The organism is Mesorhizobium sp. M0317, from assembly GCF_040321555.1.
Taxonomy (GTDB): domain Bacteria; phylum Pseudomonadota; class Alphaproteobacteria; order Rhizobiales; family Rhizobiaceae; genus Mesorhizobium.
In genome coordinates this window covers 1-21052 of record NZ_JAMYRV010000006.1, presented here as the reverse complement: position 1 = coordinate 21052, position 21052 = coordinate 1, and the positions used below count along the sequence as shown (strand labels likewise).

The window sequence follows — 21052 nt, the reverse complement described above, 5'->3', positions numbered from 1 at the left end:
TTTTGGGTGAGAAATCAGCGGCCGGAGCAGCAGGAATTGACGAGTGCGGTCAGCGATGCGGAAACGTCGGCGAGCGCGGCGCGGTCGAGTTGATAGCGCGAGCGCTGGCGGTCGGGCTCGAAGCGGACCAGCCCGGCTTCGACCAGGATCTTCAGATGCTGGGACACGGTGGACTGCGCCAGATCGAGATGATCGACCACCTCGCGGCAGCAGCAGGAATTGCTGGCCGAGAGATGTCTAAGGATCTCGATGCGCGCCGGGTGCGAGAGTGCGGCGAAGCTCGCGGCAACGGCGCGGCTTTGGGGCGGTGCGCAGTTTGCGTGGTCTGGTTCAGTGAGCGAGTCTGCCATCGTTCATCGGCGATAGACGATGAACGGGTGCGTGGCAAGCTAACCCGATGGGTAGAGCGACCTAATCTCCCCCCTCGAGGGGGAGATGTCGCCGAAGGCGACAGAGGGGGTCGGTACGTCCTGATGCAACGTCGTTTGCAGCAAAGAGAAGGTCGGCGTTCTATGCGCGGCGACCCCCTCTGGCCTGCCGGCCATCTCCCCCTCAAGGGAGGAGATCAAGCGCTCGGCCGCTACTGCGTCTTCACCGGCGCCGTTGTCACCTGCTCGCCCATCGCCTTGAGGTCGGCGGCTTCGCCTTCCTTGGACTTTTCCGGAACCTTGAACACCTGCCCCGGCCAGATGCGGTCGGGATCGCTGATCTGGTCCTGGTTGGCGAGATAAATGGTCGAGAAGCGCACACCGTGACCGTAGACGCGCCGTGAGATCCGCCACAGCGTGTCGTGCCTGCGGATGATGACCGCGCCGTCTGCATGTTCGAGCTTTGGCGCCACCGTCTCGGGCAGGTCGGGCGTTGCCGCCGCGACGACGGCTGGAGCCTCAGCGGCGGGCGCTGCCGGTGCGGCTGGTGCGGATGCGGCAGCAGCGGGTGCGGGCTGCGCAGGGGCAGCCGCGATCGTGGCGGGCGCCGCAGGCTTCGGAGCGGCCGGTGCTTCGGCAGCAGCCGGTGCGGCCGGCTCAGCAGGGTTTGCTTCGGCGGGCTTGGTCTCGGTGGGCTTGGCCTCCGCGGGCGCCACGGCGGCGATCGCTTCGCCGGGTTCGCGCTCGAACGGCACGGCGGCGCGGGCCACGACCTTCACGCCGTCGGCGTCGAGACCGTCGACATGGATGGTGTAGCTGCCGACCGGGATGTCGCGCGTCGCCTCGACCAGGAAATGACCGTCGGGCGAGGTCACCGCATCGCCAAGCAGGATATCATTGGCATAGGCGCGCACCTTGCGGCCGGCGTCAGCCAGACCGGCGACGAAGATCTTGTTGCCGTCGATCTCGACCGCCTCGACGACGATCTTGGGTGCAGCCACGCCTGCCGCCGGCGGCGCTGCAGGTACTGCTGGCGCTGCAGGGGCAGTTGCGGCTTCCACAGCCGGAGCAGCAGGTGCTGTTTCAGCGGCCACGGCAGGCGCAGCCGTAGCAGGCGCCTCAGCGGCTGGGGCAGCGGCCTGATCGCCGGCGGCCGGTGCCGCGGGCTTGGTCTCAGGCGCCGGGACGCTAAGCAGCTCGGCCGGCTTGCCGGGTTCCTCGACCATCGCCAGCACCTGGCCGGCGGCGTCCTTGGGAACCGAAACGACGGCGGTCTGCACGGAAGGGGTAACCACATCGCCGGCCGTCGCGCGCAACCCAATCGTATAGTCGCCGGGCTTCAGCGGATCGTCGAGAACGATGACGAAGGCGCCGTCCGGACCGGCGACAGTCGAGCCAAGCACCGAGGAGCCGTTGAGGATCTCGACCTTCGAATTGGGCGCAGCATTGCCGGCAACGACGATCGAGCCGTTGCTTTCGACGCGCACGACGTCGAAGCTCGGCGCAACCGGGCCGGCCGCGGCCGGCGCTGGGGTTGTTGGGGCAGCAGCGGGCGCGGCAGGTGCCGCCGGAGCCGCAGCTTCGGTCGCGGGAGCCGTTGCGTCGGCAGGCGCGGGTGCTGCGGGAGCCTTGGCATCGGTGGGCGCGGCGGGCGCCGGCGGCAGCCTTCCCTCGGTCCCCGGATCGGCCGGCTTTTCAGCCGGCGGCGTCAGCGATGCAATCGCCGCAGGCGGCGTGGGATTCAGATACGGGTCGAGTGCGCCCGATACATAGGCGGTTCCGACGACCGCGACGGTCCCACCGGCCGCGAACAGAAACGCCTTCAATGGATTAACAGCCATATTTCCCCTACCCCTTAGCCACCTGAAGCCGGTCTAGCGTGTTTTGCCGGCACCGACAAGAAAAAGCCCGGGCTTGTCAGCCCTTGGGGCTTGACCCCGCATTCAGACCCAATCACCAATCACGAATGAACACGATTCGATCCGTCTGCGTCTATTGCGGCTCGTCTCCGGGCCGCGATGAAATCTATGCCAAGGCCGGGCACCTGCTTGGCCGCTCGCTCGCCAAAGCCGGCCTGCGGCTGGTCTATGGCGGCGGCACCAAAGGCATTATGGGCGCAGTCGCCGAAGGCGCGCTCAAGGCCGGCGGCAAGGTAACGGGCATCATTCCGCGCTTCCTCATCAACAAGGAGGCGACCGAAACCGCGCTTGACCGGCTCGACGAGTTGCTGATCACCGACAACATGCACGAGCGCAAGCACAAGATGTTCGAGAAATCCGACGCCTTTGTGGCGCTGCCCGGCGGCATCGGCACGGTCGAGGAAATCGTCGAGATCATGACCTGGGGCCAGCTCGGCCATCACCGCAAGCCGATCGTCTTCGCCAACGTTCAAGGATTCTGGGATCCGATGCTGGCGCTGCTCGACCATATGGCCAGCGAAGGCTTCATCCACACCGCGCAACGGGTCAAGCCGCTGGTGGTCGAAGACCCCGAGGCCATCGTCGCCGCCATCATGGTGGCGGGGTCGTCGGTCGATGCGCCGACGGAAGGCGTGCAGTCTGTAATTGACAAGATGTGAGGACGAAGCCGGCCTTGGCGCAGGCGGCCAGGAATTGAGCCCGGTTGGTGTCGTCGGCCTGGCGCATCAACTGCGCCGCGTCGTGCTGGCGCTCAAGGCTGCCGGCTACGAAACACTGGGCAACATCTGGATCGGCGACAGCAACAAGGCCAGCCTGGCCCAGAAGCAGAAGTCCAATGCGAAGCCACTGATCGACTGCATCCGCTTGGCAAGGATCTGTAGCGTTGGGGCAGCTGACTTCGATCTGTCCAGCTTTTCTTGAGCTCCGTCTTGTGCGCAATGTAAGCACGTTGGCGACGATTTCCATTTGCAGCCCGCTTCGCAGTTGGTTCACGGAGAACATTGGGCGGGAACGGAAATTTGGAGAGCGAGACAAAGGGGAGATGAATCCGCGCGAGCGATTGAAGGCCGCGAAGGGCGAGATCGCGTCGGAACCAAGGACGGCGATCCTGGTCCTCGGAATGCACCGCAGCGGCACCTCGGCGCTCGGCGCCCTCGTCGCCGCGCATGGAGCCACGCCGCCGAAACATCTGCTGCCCGGGAGCCTCCACAATCCCAAGGGACATTGGGAAAGTACCCCACTCACCATCGCCGACGACCACCTGCTCACGGCGGCCGCCTCCTCCTGGCAAGATTGGCTGCCGCTAGATCGGCAGTGGCTGCAGTCGCCGGCAGCCGAGCGATTTCGCCCCATGATGACGGCGATCATTGCCAGCGAGTTCGGCGATGCCCCCCTGTTTTTCGTCAAGGATCCGCGGATCTGCCGGTTCCTCCCCTTCATAGCCTCGATCCTGGCCGATCTCAGGATTGACCCGATCGCATTTCTGCCTGTCCGCAACCCGCTCGAAGTCGCCTGTTCGCTGCAGGAACGGGATCAAATGGAACTGCCGACAGCGTTCATGCTGTGGCTCAGGCACGTGCTCGAAGCGGAGCATCATTCGCGACACATGCCGCGCTGTATCCTGCGCCACGAAGACCTGTTGAGCGACTGGCGACATCAGATGGACCGCGCGGCCAGGGAGACCGGAATCGTCTGGCCTGTCACGTCCGATCAGGCCGACACCGCAATCGCCGAGTTCCTGGACAAGGACCTGCATCATCAGCGGGCCTCGGTCGCTGATCTGCAAAACCATCCGGATGCCACGCCATTAGTCCGCAGCGCCTATGCCATTTTGCGCAGTATGGCGTCTGAAGGCGACAGCCAGGACTTGCGCGACCAGCTCGACAGGGTGCGGGCGACGTTCGATGAGAGCTGCGATGTGGTTGGCAAGGCCGTTACCGCAGGGAACCTGGCCGCTAAACGGCTACACGGCGAACTGGAAAAGGGCATCGTCGAGCGTGACGCCCTCGCTGACGCCCAACAGGCCCTCATCCGAGACCGAGACAGCTTCATGGCGGAGCGTGACGCGCTTGCTCACGCCCAGCAGGACCTCATCCAAGCCCGAGACAGCTTCATGGCGGAGCGTGATGCGCTTGCTCACGCCCAGCAGGACCTCATCCAAGCCCGAGACAGCTTCATGGCGGAGCGTGACGCGCTCGCCCTGGCCCAAGACGGCCTCGTAGCCGAGCGTAGCGCGCTGGCCAGGATCCGAGACGACCTGGTGGCGGAGCGCGATGCGGCGCTTGCGTCACGCAGCTGGCGATTGACCGGACCGTTGCGATGGGTGAGCTCCATTCGTCGGCGATAGCAGCAAACACTCTAAACGCTGCTCGACAAACTGTGATCGCCTGTCAAGAAACCGTCACACGGAACCCGCCTCACTCGTGTTACGAAGGACGGGTCGGCATCCGCGCGTCGGCATAGTCGAAATCTGAACCTGGTCGAAATTTCTTGGCGAGGCGAGCCGTGAACATTGCTCTCAACGCGGAAGGCCTGTCGCCTTGCCTGCCCGACGAGCACGGGCTGTTCTTCATCTACCATTTCACCGCCGAGGGCCTGCGCACCAAGGACGCGGCCGAGGTTGCATGGACATGGCGCAGCTACCAGCTGTCCGACCTGCGCGCCCGTCATGAGATCGCCGCCGAGCAGGCTCTGCCCGGGCCGGTGCGCGAAGCTTTCCTCGGCGCCAGCCAGGGTTGCCACATCGATCTCGAGGATGCCTGGCTTTATGGCGACCTGCCGGATCTGCGCCACGACTATTCGGCGGAAGCGCGCGGGCTCGGCCATTTCCGTTTTGCGCTCAACGATAACACGCTGATCGGCGCGCGCAAGCAGCCACTGGAATCGGTCGATCTCATCCGCAAGGCGGTGGAGAGCGGCTCGCGCAAATTCCGCTCCCCCGCCGACCTGGTCGAAGCGGTCATGGGCCAGTCGCTCGACGGCATGGCGGCCGAGCTCCACGGTCTTGGCGATACGCTGGACGGCATCGAGGACCGTATCGTGCGCGATGCCTGGCACGGCGAGCGGCAGTCGCTGGTCGAGGCGCGCCGTCAACTGGTGGTCATCCACCGGCAGATGGCGACGCTCACAAACCTTTTTCGCCATCTCGACCATTCGCATCGCAATGAGCTGCCCGATCGGATCAATGACATGGCGACAAGGCTCTCGCACCGGGCACACACGCTCTATCACGACGGCGAGCAGTTGCAGGCACGCGCAAGGTTGCTGCAGGACGAGTTGATGGCCAAGCTGACAATGCAGTCCAACCAGCTGCTCTATGTGCTGTCGGTGATGACGGCGGTGCTGTTGCCGATGACCATCATATCAGGCCTGTTCGGCATGAATGTCGGTGGCCTGCCCATGGTCAATACGCCGATGGGCTTCTGGGTGGTCTCGGCGGTTTCGATCGTGATCGCCGCGGCGACCTACATGTTCGTAAGGCGGCTCGGGCGGACGTAACGCCCCGATCCCTTTGTTTTCACGCAATTCCCAAGGGAACGCGGCGCGCTTTTCCTGGAATGCCCATCACGCCGTAGCGCGAAGATCCTCGACGATGGTGCCGGCGGCAGCGACCTCCGCCTCATGGTCCGGCTCCCGCCAGGTCTCGGCGAGACCCGCCGCATACCATTCCTGCATGGCCGGCAGGCCAAGCAATTGCGGGGGATAGGCTGCAGCTGCCCCTTCGAAAGACAGCCCATAGGATAGCACACGGAACGCCACCGGAGCAAAGAAGGCGTCGACGGCGGTAAAATGGCCGCCGGCAAGGAACGGCCCGCCGAACAGGGCAAGGCCATCGTTCCAGAGATCGCCCAAACGGAACAGATCCTGCTTCAGCGCGTCCGACATCGGCAACGGTTTCACCCGCAAGCCGCAATTCATCGGGCATGCGCCGCGCAAGGCCGTGAAACCAGAATGCATTTCGGCGGCGGCCGAGCGCGCCCAGGCTCGCGCCTTGGCCTCGGCAGGCCACACACCATGGTGGCGCTCGGCGAGATACTCGGCAATAGCCAGCGAATCCCAGACAGCCCAGCCGTCATCCACCAGGCAAGGCACGCGCCCGCTGGGCGAGAACGCCCGGTAAAGATCGAAACTGGGCCCGGTCGGAAACGGCGTCAATTGCTCCTCGAACGGAATGTCGAGGGTGCGCATCAGCACCCATGGCCGCAGCGACCATGACGAATAGTTCTTGTTGGCGATATGCAGCACGTACATCGAAAGGCTCCCTACTTCGGGGCCAACGCCACCGGGCTGATTTCACGGCCACGAAACATCGACCAGGAATACATCGCCAATGCCGCCCAGATCAGCGCGAAGGCAATTGCTTGCGTGGTGCCGAACGGCTCGTCGAAAATCAGCACGGCGATCAGGAACACCATGGTCGGTGCGATGTACTGCATGATGCCGATGGTGGAGAGGCGCAGAAGCTTGGCGCCGAAGGCGAACAGAAGCAGCGGCACCGAGGTGACTGGGCCGCAGCCGATGAGCAAAGCCATATCGGTGCCGTTGCTGGAGATGAAATGGTCCTGGCCGTTGACGACCAGGAAGACGATGTAGGCAAGCGCCGGCACCGACAGCAAAAGCACTTCGAGCAGAAAGCCCTGGCTCGGGCCGATCGGCAGCGTCTTGCGGAAGAACCCATAGGCAGCGAAGGAAAACGCCAGCGCCAACGACACCCAAGGCAATTTGCCGGCATCGACGGTCAGAACGGCAACTGCGACCGCCGCCAGCAACACGGCCGCGATCTGCAGCCGGTCGAGCTTCTCGCCGAGCAACAACGCGCCGACGACGATGCTAACTAATGGGTTGATGTAGTATCCGAGCGCGGTCTCGACGGTGCGGTCGACCGAGATCGCCCAGACATAGATGGCCCAGTTGACGGAGATCAGGGTCGCCGTCAGCGCCGCCATGGCGATGCTGCGCGGCGAGCGGATCGCCGCCTTGAAATCGGCTGTGCGGCCGGCCCAGACCAGCACTGCAGCAGCAATCGGCACCGACCAGACGATGCGGTGGGCGATCACCTCGATCAGCGGCAGATGCGCAACCGCCTTCATGTAGAAGGGCAACAGCCCCCATAGCAGATAAGCGCCGAGCGCGAGGAGAAAGCCGCTACGGGCTTTGGAGTCGGCGTCGGGCTGGATCGTGTTGCTGGCCATGGCAAACGCTATGGCCCAGTGGGCCATCCAAAACCATCGCAAAATTATGATGGATCAATGGACTTCCGCTGATGGTTCAAGGGGCGCCGCCAGTTCCTCGCCCCACTTCGAGGGGCGAGGAACCCAAGTCCTGCAAGCTTACTCCGCCGCCACCAATCCCGCCATGTCGCGGTTCTTCATCAGCTTGTAGACGATCGAATCCATCAGCGCCTGGAAGGAGGCGTCGATGATGTTTTCCGAGACGCCGACCGTCCACCAGCGGGCGCCGGTGCCGTCATGCGATTCGATCAGGACGCGGGTGATCGCCTCGGTGCCGCCATTGAGGATACGCACCTTGAAATCGGCGAGCTCCATGTCGGCGATCTCGCTCTGGAATTTGCCGAGGTCCTTGCGCAACGCGATGTCGAGCGCGTTGACCGGGCCGTGGCCTTCGGCCACCGACATCTTCTCCTCGCCCTCGACCATCACCTTGACGATGGCTTCGGAGACCGTCTTCAACTGGCCGTTGGCATCGAAGCGGCGCTCGACCATGCAGCGGAACGAAGTGACGTTGAAGAACTCCGGCAGGCCGTGCAGCATTTTGCGCGCCAACAGCTCGAAGGAGGCATCGGCGCCCTCATAGGCGTAGCCCTCGGCCTCGCGCTCCTTGACCACCGAGATCAGCGCATCGAGACGATGGTCGTCTCTGGGCACATCGATGCCGCGCCGCTTCAGCTCGGCGAGGAAATTGGCCTTGCCGCCCTGGTCCGAAACCATAACGCGGCGGCGGTTGCCTACCGCCTCGGGCGGCACATGTTCATAGGTCGCCGGCTCCTTGGCCAGTGCGGAGGCATGGATGCCGGCCTTGGTGGCGAAGGCCGAGGCGCCGACATAGGGCGCCTGCGCTTCCGGAGCGCGGTTCAGCAATTCGTCGAAGGCGCGGGAAAGCCGGGATATCCCGGTCAGCGCCTCGGCCGAGATGCCGGTTTCAAACCGATCGGCGAAGGCCGGCTTCAGCGCCAGCGTCGGTACGATCGAGACCAGATTGGCGTTGCCGCAGCGCTCGCCGATGCCGTTCAGCGTGCCTTGGATCTGGCGCACGCCGGCCTCGACGGCGGCGAGCGAATTGGCCACCGCCTGGCCGGTGTCGTCATGGGCATGGATGCCGAGATGGCCGCCCGGAATACCTGAAACAATGACCTTGTCGACGATGGCGCGCACTTCCGAGGGCTGCGTGCCGCCATTGGTGTCGCACAACACCACCCAGCGCGCGCCGGCTTCATAGGCAGTCCTGGCGCAGGCCAGTGCGTAGTCCGGATTGGCCTTGAAGCCGTCGAAGAAATGCTCGCAATCGACCATCGCTTCCTTGCCCGCGGCGATTGCTGCTTCGACCGAAGCCTTGATGGAGTCGAGGTTTTCCTCATTGGTGCAGCCGAGCGCGACGCGGACATGATAGTCCCAGCTCTTGGCGACGAAGCAGATGGCGTCGGACTTGGACTGCACGAGCGCTGCCAGGCCCGGGTCGTTGGATGCCGACACGCCTGCCCGCTTGGTCATGCCGAAGGCGACGAACTTTGCCTTCGCCGTGCGCTTCTGCTGGAAGAAGGCGGTGTCGGTCGGATTGGCGCCGGGATAGCCGCCTTCGACATAGTCCATGCCGAACTCATCGAGCAGCTTGGCAATCGCGATCTTGTCCTCGACGGAAAAGTCGATGCCCGGCGTCTGCTGGCCATCGCGGAGGGTTGTGTCGAAGAGATAGAGGCGTTGTTTGGTCATTGTTCTGTTGGCGCGCGAGCACCCCCCTCTGGCCTGCCGGCCATCTCCCCCTCAAGGGGGAAGATCGGCAGCTTTAGCGTCGGATCGTTTCCTGCAGCGATGAAGATTTGCGAAAGCGCCGATGACAGCCAATCTCCCCCCTTGAGGGGGAGATGTCCGGCAGGACAGAGGGGGGTGCCACGCGCTGTCATTTCCTCGCAAACCCATCCGTCGCGCGTATCAGCCGATCCAGAATCCCCGGCTCCGAATAGGAATGGCCGGCGCCTTCAATGAGGTGGAAATCCGCCTTCGGCCAGGCCTTGTGCAGGGCCCAGGCATAGCGCGCCGGGCACGGCATGTCGTAGCGGCCGTGGACGATTGTGCCGGGAATATCCGCGAGCTTATGGGCATCGCGCAGAAGCTGCCCCTCCTCCAGCCAGCCGGCGTGGACGAAATAGTGGTTCTCGATGCGGGCAAAGGCGATGGCGAAGTGGTCCTCGCCGAACTTGTCGCTGGTCTCCGGCTCCGGTAGCAGCGTGATCGTCTCACCTTCCCACAGGCTCCAGGCAAGGGCGGCTTCCAGCTGCGCCTTGCCATCGGCGCCGACCAACCGCCTGCGGTAAGCGGCCATCATGTCGCCGCGCTCGGCTTCAGGAATTGGCGCCAGGAAACGCTCCCATTTGTCGGGGAACATCTCGGAGACGCCGAACTGATAGTACCATTCGAGCTCGGCGCGGGTCAGCGTGTAGATGCCGCGCACGACAAGCTCGCTGACGCGATTAGGATGCGTCTCGGCATAGGCCAGCGCCAGCGTCGAGCCCCACGAGCCGCCGAACACCAGCCATTTTTCGAAGCCGCACATCTCACGCAGCCGCTCGATGTCGGCAACCAGGTGCCAGGTGGTGTTGGCCTCGAGCGAGGCGTTGGGTGTCGATTTCCCGCAGCCGCGCTGGTCGAACAGGATGACGTCGTAAAGCTTCGGGTCGAACAATTGCCGATGTTTTGGCGAGAAGCCGCCGCCAGGACCGCCATGCAGGAACACGGCCGGCTTGGCGCCCCTGGTGCCGGAGCGCTCCCAATAGATATGATGGCCGTCGCCGACATCGAGCATGCCGGACTCGAAGGCCTCGATCTCGGGATAAAGAGTACGAAGTTCACTGTTCATTTCATTGCTCATATCTTCAGGCCGTGCGCGGGCCAGTCCGTGGTTTCGTGGTCGGGATGCTGGAACGAGATGATCTGCTCCTGGCGGGAGTAGAAATCCGGATCCTGATGCACGGGCTGGTCAAAGATCGTTTCCACCCAAGGCAATCGGACCGCGTAGTTGACCTGGATTTGCGGCGCCAGATCGGAGCGGTCGTCGAAGGCGCCGATGGCGATCTCCAGTGCGCCAGGTTGGCGATAGGTCAGCGGTGTACCGCAGCGGGCACAGAAGCCGCGATCGATGTTGACCGACGACTGGAAGTAGGTCGGCTCCTCGCGCATCCATTCGACGCCATCCTTGGGCACTGTCACCAGGGCGCCGAAAAACGACCCGAACTGTTTCTGGCACATGCGGCAATGGCAGATGGACGCCCGGCCGAGCTTGCCCTTGATGCGGAAACGCACGGCGCCGCACTGGCAGCCGCCGGTTCGAACTTCATCCGTCATGATTTTCCCTCTGGCGGCCGGTGTTCGGTGTCCCATTGGTCGGTGTCATGGTCGGGATGCTGGTAGGAGACGAGCTCGGCGAGATAAGGCGCCGACGACATGTCGGCCATAGTGTCCTCGGCCGGCAATTGCGGGATGGTATCGACATAGGGAAGTTTTGCCTCCGTGCCCCACTGGATCAGCGGCACGATATCAGCCGGATTGTCGAAGGCGCCAATGGCGAGGCCGATGCCGTCGGGCGCGGTAAAGGTCAGCGGCGTGCCGCAATTGGCGCAAAAGCCACGATCGACATGGCTGGACGAGGCGAAATATTTCGGTTCGCCGCGCGTCCAGTCGAGTTTGGCGCCACGCACCGAGACCAGGGGCGCGTAAAATGAGCCGAACGCCTTCTGGCACATGCGGCAATGGCAGATCGAGGCGTCACCCAGCGCACCCTCGACGCGAAAGCGCACCGCGCCGCACTGGCAGCCGCCGGTGTAGATCGGCCGGTTGTCGAGGCTCATGGCGTTTCACTCCGTTTCATAGTCATTCGGGCGCATGGCAGACGGCCTCGACATTGTTGCCGTCGGGATCCAAGACGAAGGCGCCGTAATAGTCCGGGTGATAATGCGGGCGCAGCCCCGGCCCGCCATTGTCCTTGCCGCCGGCGGCGAGCGCCGCGGCATGGAAGGCGTCGACCTCGGCGCGGCTGCGCGCGGTGAAGGCGACGTGCTGATGGGTCCTCGGCTTGTCATCGCTGGCCTGCAGCCAGAACACCGGCCGGTCGCGGCCATAACCGCCGACCTTGGCGCCGCCGGTATATTCCAGTGGCACCATGTAGATCAGCGAGGCGCCAAGCGGCGCCATCGCCTGGTCATAAAAGGCTTTCGACGCGCCGAAATCGGCGACATTGATGCCGAGATGGTCGATCATGAAACAAGTTCCTCCCTTGCTGGCGCCGGCACGTCGGCGCCGGCCAAGCCGGCCTCGATCACGATGTGCTGGCAGACATTGTCGATATCGCGGATGACGTCGTCGTTCCAGAAGCGCAGGATGGTCCAGCCACTGGCACTCAATTGAGCGCTGCGTGCCTTGTCGCGTTCTGCATCTTCTACGTCGGCATGCTGACTGCCATCAACCTCGACTACGAGGTGGTGGGCCGAACAGGCGAAGTCGACAATGTAGGGCCTAATCGGTACCTGTCGGCGAAAGCTCATCCCCATCAGCCGGTGAGCCCGCAACTCATTCCACAGTTTCAGCTCGGCATCGGTCATGACGCGACGCATGGACTTTGCATTCTTGCGCTGACGCGATGGAACGAGGTCGTGACCCATGCTCAGGCCACTCCGCGCTGGCGATTAGCGAAAACCGAGGCGAGGGCTGATCTCCCCCCTTGCGGGGGAGATGTCCGGCAGGACAGAGGGGAGTGCTGTCCCGCCAGCGTCTCAACCGGCAGCCATTGCGTTCTCAGAAAGTGACCGAAATGAAAGTGGGCAAGAAGGAACGCTGGCGTTCCTTCGAACCCCCCTCTGTCCTGCCGGACATCTCCCCCGCAAGGGGGGAGATTGGCTGTCGCTGCCGCCTTCGCCAATCTTACAACGGTGTCTCGCGCCACCCTCACCGCTTCACCTCCCACGTCGTCACGCGTTCGTTGGTGACAGGATCCTTGCCGTCCTTCAGCTGCACGCCTTGCTCCAGAAGCTCGTCGCGGATGCGGTCGGCCTCGGCCCAGTTTTTCGCTACGATCAGTTCCAAGCGCTTGGCGATCGCCTTGGCGATCGCTGCCTCGTCGACCTTGGCCGCGCCGATATCGAAGCCGAGGAACAACAGCGATGCCTTCAGCGATGCGGCCGCTTCGTTGCCCTCCGCGGCCTCACCGGCAAGCTGCGTGAGCTGCTGGAAGGCGGCATAGGTGGCGAGGTCGTCAGACAGCGCCGCCACAACCTCCGCCGGAACTTGCCCTGCCGACGGGGAGAGATCGGCGGCGCGCTTCCATTTGCGCAGCGTATTCTCGGCCTCTTCCAGCTTGCGTACGGAAAAGTCGATCGGCTCGCGGTAATGCGTCATCAGCATCGCCAGCCGCAGCACCTCGCCCGGCCATTTGCGGCCGCCGAAAGTTTCGGTCTCCAGCAGTTCGGCGATCGCGTAGAAATTGCCGACGCTCTTCGACATTTTCTGGCCCTCGACCTGCAGGAAGCCGTTGTGCATCCAGACATTGGCCATACCGTCGGTGCCGTGGGCGCAACGCGACTGGGCGATCTCGTTCTCATGGTGCGGGAAGATCAAATCGAGGCCGCCGCCATGGATGTCGAAGACATCGCCGAGATAGGCGGCCGACATGGCCGAGCATTCGATGTGCCAGCCCGGACGGCCCCTGCCCCATGGGCTGTCCCAGCCGGGCTCTTCCGGTGACGACAATTTCCACAGCACGAAATCGCCCGGGTTCTTCTTGTGAGCGTCGACGGCAATTCGCGCACCGGCCTGCTGTTCGTCGAGATTGCGCTTCGACAGCTCGCCATAATCCGGCATCGAGGCGGTGTCGAACAGCACTTCGCCGGCGGCGACATAGGCGTGGCCGCGTTCGATCAAACGTTCGATGAGGGTGATCATGTCAACCTTGCCGTCGGCGCGGCGCGCGACGAACTCGGTGGCGCGTGGCTCAACCGTCGGCGGCAAGCAGCCGAGTGCGGCGACATCCTTGTGGTACTGATCGGCGGTTTTTTCGGTGACGCGGCGGATCGCCTCGTTGAGCGTCAGGCTTCCCAACGCGATCTCGGCGCCGAAATCGCGCAGCGCGCGGGCGTTTATCTTGTCGTCGACATCCGTGATGTTGCGCACATACGTGACACCAGCCTCGCCATAGAGGTGACGCAGCAAACGGAACAGCACGTCGAAGACGATCGCCGGACGCGCATTGCCGATATGGGCAAAGTCGTAGACGGTCGGACCGCAGACATACATGCGCACATTCGACGGGTCGATCGGGACGAACACGTCCTTCGTCCGCGTTAGCGTGTTGTAGAGGCTGAGACCCTTCGATGCGTCAGACATGCGTGCCCTTCCGGTCCGTTAAGTTCTGGATGGAGCCTACCTGTGCCAAGGCACAAATCGGGCTCCAGCCTGCTGGCCGGGGCGTTTGTCCACTCTGGGGAAAGGTGAGGCGAAAACGTCCGGACCAGCGCGAAGCTAGCCAATAATGCAAATGCCACAAATGGCGGAAAACGTTTTCATCGGCGGCTTTATCGCCTTGGCCGGTGTTGCCGTCAAGTCGCAACTTCCGGCAAAAGCGTCGCTGGATCATAGGTCAGGAGCCGCTGAAACATTTTATTAAACATGTCGGCACAGTCATGAAACATTCGCCGGCTAGTCCACCATAGGTCACGATTCGGTCAGATTCGGCCGGCAAATGCAGACACGGAAATGTTACCAGGGAAGAGATCGATGTCACGAACCAAGCAGGAATCGAGCCGCGCCAAGCAACCGGCGCTCGCCAACCACTACCGTGCGATCGGCCCGGCCGCGATCGTCGCCGCCCTTCTCCATACCGCGAAGAATAAAAAGCCGGCGCCGAAAATCACTTCGCCCCGCGCTGCCTGAACAGGCATCGTGCCGGCCGCCGACAAGGCGTGCGCCGGAACGGAAGGCTGAGGCGCCCATAGCGCGCCTGAAAACAACAGCTCTTCCTATTGAGCAGGTTCTTCCCGAAGACCGGACCTGGCTTCTTGGGAGCGCGCTCTAAAACAGCGTCATCTGACTGTCGTCCGCGCCGGGCTTCTGGCGCCTGACCTTGCCGGGCTCGACGATGCCCATGTCCTGTATCTCCGGCCCGATGTTGGCGACCTTGTTGACGAGGTCGGAGACCGGAATTGCCTCGAAGAACTCGGGCAGCGCGGGCTTGAGCAGGTCGGCCACATCGCGCGGTTCGAGCGTGCGGCAGTCCAGCCAGCGGGCAAAATCTTCAGGCGCGATCACCACCGGCATCCGGTCATGGATATGGGCGAAGCCGGCATTGGCGTTGACGGTAAGAATGGCGCCGGTGTCCATTTCCGAACCGCCCGGCTCGGCATAGGTTTCGATCAGCCCGGCAAAGGCGATCACCCCGCCATGCCTCGGCCGTATCCAGTAGGGCTGGCCCTTCTTGCCGCTGCCGGATTGCTGCCACTCATAGAAGCCGGAGGCCGGCACCAAGGCACGGCGATGGCGCATGGCAGCTTTGAACGAGGCTTTTTCAATAGCGCCTTCCGAACGCGCGTTGATGAGCAGCGGAAATTCCCTGGTGTCCTTGACCCAGGTGGGGATCAGCCCCCAGCGCACCAGCATCGCCTGGCGATCCGGGAAATTCGAGCCCGGCATGCGCGGCGGCCCCGACAGCGCCATCAGCACCGGCTGCGTCGGCGCGATGTTGTAGCGGGCCGGAAAATCCTCCAGCTCCGCCAGGCCGAGCAAGGCGGCGGTCTGGTCCGGCGTGGCCGTCAGGGCAAAGCGTCCGCACATGGGAAAGCTCGATGAAATGATCCGATCGCGAAAGTGGCGATGGAACCGGCGTTGCGCAACCGCTAAAGCTCAATGCCGCCGGCCGGTCCACAAGGGTCTGGCCTCACATAGGCGAAAACGAGATCGATGAACGAGCAGCGCAAGACACTTCCCGCAGTCTCGGTCGCCGTCGTGCGCGGCAGGACGGTGCTGCTGGTCAAGCGGGCGCGGCCGCCGTCGCAGGGGCTTTATGCCTTTCCCGGCGGCAAGGTCGAGCCCGGAGAGACGCTGCAAGAAGCAGCAGTGCGCGAATTGCTGGAGGAAACCGGGCTGCGGGCGCAGGACTATCGTCCGCTTCGCGACATCCACATCGACGGCAGCGGCGAGAATCACCCGGTCGACTATCTGCTGACCGTGTTCGGCGCCGTTTATGCCGGCGGCGAAGCGACGGCCAGCGACGATGCCGAGACCGCCGCCTTCTATAGTCTTGATGAAATGGCGACGCTGCCGCTCGCGGGTGACGTCATGGAGGTGGCTGAAGAGCTTTTGGCCTGAAGCAGGCCCATATCTGCCGCTCCGAGAATCGCCTTGCAGGCGACAAAATGTTTCGTCAGATAGACTTATGACCCGCACCTCGCTGTTCCTTGCCGCATGCATCGCCACCGCCACGGCTTTTGCCGTGCAGCCGGCGCTGGCCGCCGAGTCGCCGTTCGAGCCCGGGCTGATGCGACTGGCCGAGGTGCTGGGGTCGCTGCATTTCCTGCGCAATCTGTGCGGCGAAAAGGGCGACCAGTGGCGCACCGAGATGGAAAAGCTGATCGATTCGGAAAATCCCGATCCGGAGCGGCGTGCCCGCTTCATCGCCAGCTTCAACCGCGGTTACCGTTCCTTCGGCGGCACCTATACCCAATGCACGCCGTCAGCGACCGAAGCCATCAGCCGCTACATGAAGGAAGGCGAGACGCTGTCGCGCGACATCGCCTCGCGTTACGGCAACTGACGAGCGCCAGACGGCGTTTAGCGAACGCCTTTTCGAGCACCCGCCTTGTATCCACGGCACGTTGATGCAATCTTGGTGTTGCACTTGCGCAACAGTATTAACGAAACGTTAGCGCGCGAATGCGGAATTAACTCAAACTGAAGGTTTTCATCCCGCTCACCGGTCTAATCGGCTAAGTTTGAATCGGACCGAACGCAGGCGACGAAGTTTGTAAAGACGATCAAAAAAATGTCGTATTTACAGATACTTACTTAGCCTGCGTGAGATAGGGGCAGCCCAAGCCGGATCCGACCCGTCGGACCGCCGCTTGAAAAGGTGGACATCGCAAATGGAACATGGCGTCAACGACATCGACGCGCTGGTCAGGGAAGAAAAGCGCCTGACCGCGGTGGAAAGCCATAGCGAGGCCTGGGCGGAAGGTCTGTCGGCCGGCATAGAACCTGAAATCATCGCCGAGGCAGCGCTTGAAACCGCGTTCGGCGAGATGCTGCGAGCCAATGGCGAAACCTCGGCCCTTGCCCTGCTCGATCGCATGCGTGAAAAGGTGATCGCCGGCGCCTTCGAGCCGGAGCGGTTTCGGCACTAGGCGTCGCGCGTCTCAGAGGGTGCATCGCCAGCTTACCGGTTCTTTGACGACGGCGCGCCGTTTGGGCATCATGCCTGAACAGCCTAGGCCCAAGGAGAGGCAAGCGGTGAATTTTTCGATGTCAGGCCGGCCTCGCGGCGTGGTCCTCAGCATCTGGCTTGCCGCCTCTTGCGCCGCGGTTCCGCTGGCGCTTGTCCTGACCAGCAACCCTGCCTATGCGCTGAGCGAGATCAAGCGCGAGGAGCTTCCAGCTCCTGCCGGGCCACCAGCCAATGGTGAGACGGCGCCGTCGGAAAATTCAGTGCCAATGCCCGATCTGCCCGGCACGGCGCCACCGGCCGCTAGCCAGCCGAAATCGCCCACGGAGCCCGAACAAAGCCAACCGGAAGCCCCCGCCAACGATGGCGGCGTGGCCAACCCGCGTGCCGATCCAGAAGCGCCGGTGCCCGAAGTCGTCTATGACCTTTCCAAATTGCCCGAGCCCGTCAGGCGCATGCGCGATCTGATGGTCGAGGCCTGCGTAAGCGGCGACATCGAGAAGCTGCGGCCGCTGATCGGCAAGGGCGACACCATGACCCAATTGTCGCTGGGCGAAATCGAGGGCGACCCGATCGCCTTCCTGAAAGGGCTATCGGGCGACAAGGAAGGTCAGGAAATCCTCGCTATCCTGGAAGAGGTGCTCAATGCCGGCTATGTCCATGTAGACGTCGGCACACCGCAGGAACTCTATGTCTGGCCATATTTCTTCGCCCTGCCGCTGGACAAGCTCAACGCCAGGCAGCGGGTCGAACTGTTCAAGATCGTCACCGCCGGCGACTATGACGACATGAAGCAGTTCGGCGCCTACATCTTCTACCGCGTCGGCATCACGCCGGCCGGGCAGTGGACATTCTTCGTCGCCGGGGATTGAACGGCGATTCCCCTGGGATGGCTACTGGCTAGGGCTAGAAAGCTCGAGGCCTGTGTCAGGCCATATGCGGATACCTTCATTTCGAAGGGCCGAAATCGCTTCGACCGCCGCGTTGGGATCCATTTGCAGCACCTCGGCGGCATGCCGCAATTCTTCCTTGTCCCGCAGCCTGTTTACCACCCAAGCCACCTTGCGCTCGATATCCACGCCATAGGCCGCCTTCGCCTTGCCAACAGCGTCGCTCGGGATTTCCTTATAGATGCCAACCAGCACTCCAAGATCGATGGCATCGCGATATGCAATTGCACGGTCCTGACATCGATCCGCGTTCGCCAGCAACTTCTCGGCAAACATATCCGCCGGGACCAGGGCGGATACATTCAGATCGTCGTCGAAATGGCCTCGCAGTTTTATGCGGCCTTCGCGGATGACTTCAAACTTGATCGTTTGGCCTTTCAACCGCACGATCGTCCGCAAGCCATATTGATCGATCTGGAAGTCCCGAACAGCCTCGACCGGCTCAGGAAAGAATGCTCTGACGCCACGTTCGGCTGCGGAGGTCCGCAATTCGCGATAGCCATCACTGTCCGCACACAGGAAGTCCACATCCAGTGAGCGGCGATATTCCCCGAATTTCATAACGATCGCAGTGCCACCGCCGAACCAGCACTGGTTTGCGGTCAGGAAATGGCGATCCATCAATCCGAGCGCTTCGGCAATGATCTGGTGCTCGGGCCTCTTGAATTCCATCATGACGCTCGCGGTGTGTCCTGTTGATATTCCGGCTGCGAGGAACGATCAGGTGAGGGAAATCAGCCGGCGGTCAAGAGCACGCCGTGACCGAATTTGTCTGCCAAACTTTGGATAAGCATCTTCTCACGCACAGTAAGACGCTTTTGATCGACAAACCGCCAATTACGCTCATACAGCGCAAATGCCTCTTCGGCCGGAATCGGGCGTGCCGCATCGCGGTTCCAGGCGAGCGCCTGGAGCTCCGGAAACTCCGCAGGGACAATCATGGGCGCGATATCTGCGTTCATAATGCCCTTAACGTAGTGGATAGCGCTTAAAAAATCCAACGCAGCAAGAAACCGCTAAGCCGGCAGCGCCTCGGAAAACTCTACCGGCCTGCCCTGCCCGGGCGTGACGATCTCGCCTTCCCACATCACGCGACGACCGCGCACGATGGTGCCGATCGGCCAGCCGGTGACTTCCTTGCCGTCATAGGGCGTCCAGCCGGCCTTGGAGCCGGCTTGCGCATTGGTGATGGTCTCGCGCCGCTGGAGGTCGACAATGGTGAAATCGGCGTCATAGCCTGCGGCGATACGGCCTTTCCGGGCCATGCCGAAGATGCGCTGTGGGCCATGGCTGGAGAGGTCGACGAAGCGCTGCAGGGTCAGCCGGCCTGAATTGACGTGGTCGAGCATGATCGGCACCAGCGTCTGCACCCCGGTCATCCCCGACGGTGAGGCCGGATAGGGCTTTGCCTTTTCGGCCAGCGTGTGGGGGGCGTGGTCGGAGCCGAGCACATCGACGATGCCTTGCGCAATGCCGTGCCAGACGCCGTCGCGATGGCGGGCCGCGCGAACCGGCGGATTCATCTGGATCAGCGTGCCCAGCCGCGCATAGTCGTCGGCGGTGAGCGTCAAATGGTGCGGCGTCGCCTCGCAGGTGGCGACATCCTTGTGCTGTTCGAGGAACACGATCTCTTCGGCAGTGGAGATGTGCAGGACATGGATGCGGGCGCGGGTGCTGCGCGCGATGCGCACCAGCCGCTCGGTGCAGCGCAAGGCCGCGATCTCGTCGCGCCAGACGGGATGCGATGACGGGTCGCCCTCGACGCGCAGGCCCAGGCGCTCGCGCAGCCGGAACTCGTCCTCCGAGTGAAAGGCGGCACGGCGGCGGGTGTTGCGCAGGATCGATGCGACACCCTCGTCGTCCTCGACCAGCAGATCGCCGGTGGACGAGCCCATGAACACCTTTATCCCGGCAGCACCGGGCAGCCGCTCGAGCTCACCGACATCATCGGCATTCTCGCGCGTGCCGCCAACCCAGAAGGCGAAGTCGCAATGCATCCGGCTGGTGGCGCGGCGCACCTTGTCGGCAAGCGCCGCCTCGCTGGTGGTCAGCGGATTGGTGTTGGGCATTTCGAAGACGGCGGTGACCCCGCCCAGAACAGCGGCGCGAGATCCACTCTCGAGATCTTCCTTGTGCTCCAGCCCCGGCTCGCGAAAATGCACCTGGCTGTCAACGACGCCGGGCAGGACGTGCAGCCCGCGACAGTCGATCGCTTCGCCGGCCGAAGCTTGGCGAAGATCGCCCATTGCGACGATGCGACCACCCTTGACGCCGACATCGCGCGCGCCCTCGCCATCATGGTTGACCACCGTGCCGCCTGTCAGGATGAGGTCGTAGGTGGTGGCCATGGGCGTTCGGTCTCTTGCGGGGGGAGTATCGTCGGCTTACGTAAAGGCCGACCGTTTTGCAAGATCAGGTTCTTTGCCGCCCATGCCTTTTGCCCTGCTCAAAGACCGCGCTCTCATTTCTGTGTCAGGCCCGGATGCCGAGCATTTTTTGCAGAACATCCTCACCACCGACCTCGACACGCTGGGCGCCGGTGCGGCAAAACCCGGTGCGCTGCTTTCGCCGCAAGGCAAGATCCTGTTTGATTTCCTGATCTCGCGTAGCGGCGAGGACGGATTCCGGCTGGATTGCCGTGCCGACGTCGCAGACGACTTCCTGCGCCGGCTGATGCTTTACAAGCTGCGCGCCAAGGCCGAGATCGCGAAGCAGGATCAAGTGCTTGTGACGGTTGCGTGGGGCGATGATTCAAGCGCCTCACCTTCTGATTCAACGACACTTGCCGATGCCCGCTTCCGCGATGTGGTTGTGAGCCGTTTCTATGGCGGCGCATCCGCAGGTGGCGACCCGGCTGCGTGGAAGGCGCTCCGCATCGCCAAAGGCATTGCCGAAAGCGGTTCCGATTATCAGCTCGGCGATGCCTTCCCTCACGACGTGCTGCTCGACGAGACCGGCGGCGTCGGCTTCAAGAAAGGCTGCTATGTCGGCCAGGAAGTGGTCTCGCGCATGCAGCATCGCGGCACCGCCAGGCGCCGCGTGCTGATCGTTTCGGCCCACCGCGCCGTACCCGCGCCCGGCACGGCGCTTTCGGTTGCGGGGCGGCCCGTGGGCCCGCTCGGCTCGGCCGCGGGCCCCGCCGGGCTCGCCATAGCCCGCATCG

At 63.3% G+C, this 21052-nt stretch carries 25 protein-coding genes; 10 read left to right on the top strand and 15 right to left on the bottom strand.

What is annotated here, in order from left to right; translation table 11 throughout:
• Positions 1-14: 14 nt before the first annotated feature.
• Both NKI88_RS07295 and NKI88_RS07290 read right to left on the bottom strand, forming a co-directional pair.
• Positions 15-350 (bottom strand): ArsR/SmtB family transcription factor, encoded by a 336-nt coding sequence (locus NKI88_RS07295; protein WP_023693986.1) that lies wholly within the window; start codon positions 348-350, stop codon positions 15-17.
• A gap of 230 nt (positions 351-580) precedes the next feature.
• Complete coding sequence (locus NKI88_RS07290) at positions 581-2209, bottom strand: LysM peptidoglycan-binding domain-containing protein (RefSeq protein ID WP_352654403.1); 1629 nt, start codon at positions 2207-2209, stop codon at positions 581-583.
• Positions 2210-2334: 125 nt separating this feature from the next.
• Between NKI88_RS07290 and NKI88_RS07285 the strand changes: the two genes are divergently transcribed.
• The 4 genes from NKI88_RS07285 to NKI88_RS07270 all read left to right on the top strand — a co-directional run bounded on the left by NKI88_RS07285 (position 2335) and on the right by NKI88_RS07270 (position 5785).
• The gene (locus NKI88_RS07285; RefSeq protein WP_023673582.1) at positions 2335-2946 is read left to right on the top strand and encodes an LOG family protein; all 612 of its coding nucleotides are present in this window, start codon (positions 2335-2337) and stop codon (positions 2944-2946) included.
• Positions 2933-3208, top strand: coding sequence for a hypothetical protein (locus NKI88_RS07280; RefSeq protein WP_352654402.1), 276 nt, complete (start codon positions 2933-2935; stop codon positions 3206-3208). Before NKI88_RS07285 ends, NKI88_RS07280 begins: the two co-directional genes overlap by 14 nt.
• 121 nt (positions 3209-3329) lie before the next feature.
• Positions 3330-4634, top strand: coding sequence for a sulfotransferase family protein (locus NKI88_RS07275; protein WP_352654400.1), 1305 nt, complete (start codon positions 3330-3332; stop codon positions 4632-4634).
• Between the two features lie 158 nt (positions 4635-4792).
• A complete protein-coding gene (locus NKI88_RS07270; RefSeq protein ID WP_023687312.1) occupies positions 4793-5785 on the top strand; it encodes a transporter in 993 nt (330 codons plus the stop codon).
• A 66-nt stretch (positions 5786-5851) separates the two neighbouring features.
• Here the strand turns inward: NKI88_RS07270 and NKI88_RS07265 are convergent, their stop codons facing one another.
• The 9 genes from NKI88_RS07265 to cysS all read right to left on the bottom strand — a co-directional run bounded on the left by NKI88_RS07265 (position 5852) and on the right by cysS (position 13893).
• On the bottom strand, positions 5852-6538 hold the full coding sequence (locus NKI88_RS07265; protein ID WP_023673578.1) for a glutathione S-transferase family protein: 687 nt from the start codon (positions 6536-6538) through the stop codon (positions 5852-5854).
• A gap of 11 nt (positions 6539-6549) precedes the next feature.
• Positions 6550-7479 carry an EamA family transporter RarD gene (gene rarD, locus NKI88_RS07260; protein ID WP_023824155.1) on the bottom strand — a complete coding sequence of 310 codons (930 nt, stop codon included), beginning with the start codon at positions 7477-7479 and terminating at the stop codon, positions 6550-6552.
• Between the two features lie 138 nt (positions 7480-7617).
• Positions 7618-9234 (bottom strand): citramalate synthase, encoded by a 1617-nt coding sequence (gene cimA / locus NKI88_RS07255; protein WP_023709768.1) that lies wholly within the window; start codon positions 9232-9234, stop codon positions 7618-7620.
• A gap of 187 nt (positions 9235-9421) precedes the next feature.
• Complete coding sequence (pip, locus tag NKI88_RS07250) at positions 9422-10378, bottom strand: prolyl aminopeptidase (protein ID WP_023824156.1); 957 nt, start codon at positions 10376-10378, stop codon at positions 9422-9424.
• A gap of 8 nt (positions 10379-10386) precedes the next feature.
• Entirely contained in the window at positions 10387-10863 is a 477-nt protein-coding gene (locus tag NKI88_RS07245) for a GFA family protein (RefSeq protein ID WP_023743782.1), read from the bottom strand.
• Complete coding sequence (locus NKI88_RS07240) at positions 10860-11366, bottom strand: GFA family protein (protein ID WP_023705379.1); 507 nt, start codon at positions 11364-11366, stop codon at positions 10860-10862. The genes NKI88_RS07245 and NKI88_RS07240 overlap by 4 nt, the downstream gene beginning before the upstream one ends.
• A gap of 22 nt (positions 11367-11388) precedes the next feature.
• A complete protein-coding gene (locus tag NKI88_RS07235) occupies positions 11389-11775 on the bottom strand; it encodes a VOC family protein (RefSeq protein ID WP_023684472.1) in 387 nt (128 codons plus the stop codon).
• The gene (locus NKI88_RS07230; protein ID WP_023684473.1) at positions 11772-12176 is read right to left on the bottom strand and encodes an endonuclease domain-containing protein; all 405 of its coding nucleotides are present in this window, start codon (positions 12174-12176) and stop codon (positions 11772-11774) included. The genes NKI88_RS07235 and NKI88_RS07230 overlap by 4 nt, the downstream gene beginning before the upstream one ends.
• 283 nt (positions 12177-12459) lie before the next feature.
• On the bottom strand, positions 12460-13893 hold the full coding sequence (cysS, locus tag NKI88_RS07225; RefSeq protein WP_352654397.1) for a cysteine--tRNA ligase: 1434 nt from the start codon (positions 13891-13893) through the stop codon (positions 12460-12462).
• Positions 13894-14283: 390 nt separating this feature from the next.
• Between cysS and NKI88_RS07220 the strand changes: the two genes are divergently transcribed.
• A complete protein-coding gene (locus NKI88_RS07220) occupies positions 14284-14439 on the top strand; it encodes a hypothetical protein (protein WP_023673568.1) in 156 nt (51 codons plus the stop codon).
• Between the two features lie 138 nt (positions 14440-14577).
• On the opposite strand, the gene NKI88_RS07215 is transcribed toward NKI88_RS07220, so the two are convergent.
• Positions 14578-15336: an SOS response-associated peptidase gene (locus NKI88_RS07215; RefSeq protein ID WP_023727577.1), complete on the bottom strand. Its 759-nt coding sequence runs from the start codon at positions 15334-15336 to the stop codon at positions 14578-14580.
• A gap of 126 nt (positions 15337-15462) precedes the next feature.
• Between NKI88_RS07215 and NKI88_RS07210 the strand changes: the two genes are divergently transcribed.
• From NKI88_RS07210 to NKI88_RS07195, 4 genes are all read left to right on the top strand, one after another.
• Positions 15463-15870 (top strand): NUDIX hydrolase, encoded by a 408-nt coding sequence (locus NKI88_RS07210; protein WP_023698665.1) that lies wholly within the window; start codon positions 15463-15465, stop codon positions 15868-15870.
• 67 nt (positions 15871-15937) lie between these two features.
• Positions 15938-16315 (top strand): TIGR02301 family protein, encoded by a 378-nt coding sequence (locus NKI88_RS07205; protein ID WP_023692875.1) that lies wholly within the window; start codon positions 15938-15940, stop codon positions 16313-16315.
• A 328-nt stretch (positions 16316-16643) separates the two neighbouring features.
• On the top strand, positions 16644-16901 hold the full coding sequence (locus NKI88_RS07200) for a hypothetical protein (RefSeq protein WP_023673564.1): 258 nt from the start codon (positions 16644-16646) through the stop codon (positions 16899-16901).
• A 106-nt stretch (positions 16902-17007) separates the two neighbouring features.
• Entirely contained in the window at positions 17008-17811 is an 804-nt protein-coding gene (locus tag NKI88_RS07195) for a hypothetical protein (protein WP_023687301.1), read from the top strand.
• 21 nt (positions 17812-17832) lie between these two features.
• Here the strand turns inward: NKI88_RS07195 and NKI88_RS07190 are convergent, their stop codons facing one another.
• The 3 genes from NKI88_RS07190 to NKI88_RS07180 form a co-directional block, all read right to left on the bottom strand.
• Complete coding sequence (locus NKI88_RS07190; protein WP_023684480.1) at positions 17833-18561, bottom strand: nucleotidyl transferase AbiEii/AbiGii toxin family protein; 729 nt, start codon at positions 18559-18561, stop codon at positions 17833-17835.
• A 62-nt stretch (positions 18562-18623) separates the two neighbouring features.
• Positions 18624-18851 carry a hypothetical protein gene (locus tag NKI88_RS07185; protein ID WP_027049982.1) on the bottom strand — a complete coding sequence of 76 codons (228 nt, stop codon included), beginning with the start codon at positions 18849-18851 and terminating at the stop codon, positions 18624-18626.
• A 54-nt stretch (positions 18852-18905) separates the two neighbouring features.
• The gene (locus NKI88_RS07180; protein WP_023727576.1) at positions 18906-20237 is read right to left on the bottom strand and encodes a dihydroorotase; all 1332 of its coding nucleotides are present in this window, start codon (positions 20235-20237) and stop codon (positions 18906-18908) included.
• A gap of 82 nt (positions 20238-20319) precedes the next feature.
• Between NKI88_RS07180 and ygfZ the strand changes: the two genes are divergently transcribed.
• On the top strand, positions 20320-21052 hold a 733-nt coding region (gene ygfZ, locus NKI88_RS07175; RefSeq protein WP_352654395.1), incomplete at its 3' end, for a CAF17-like 4Fe-4S cluster assembly/insertion protein YgfZ.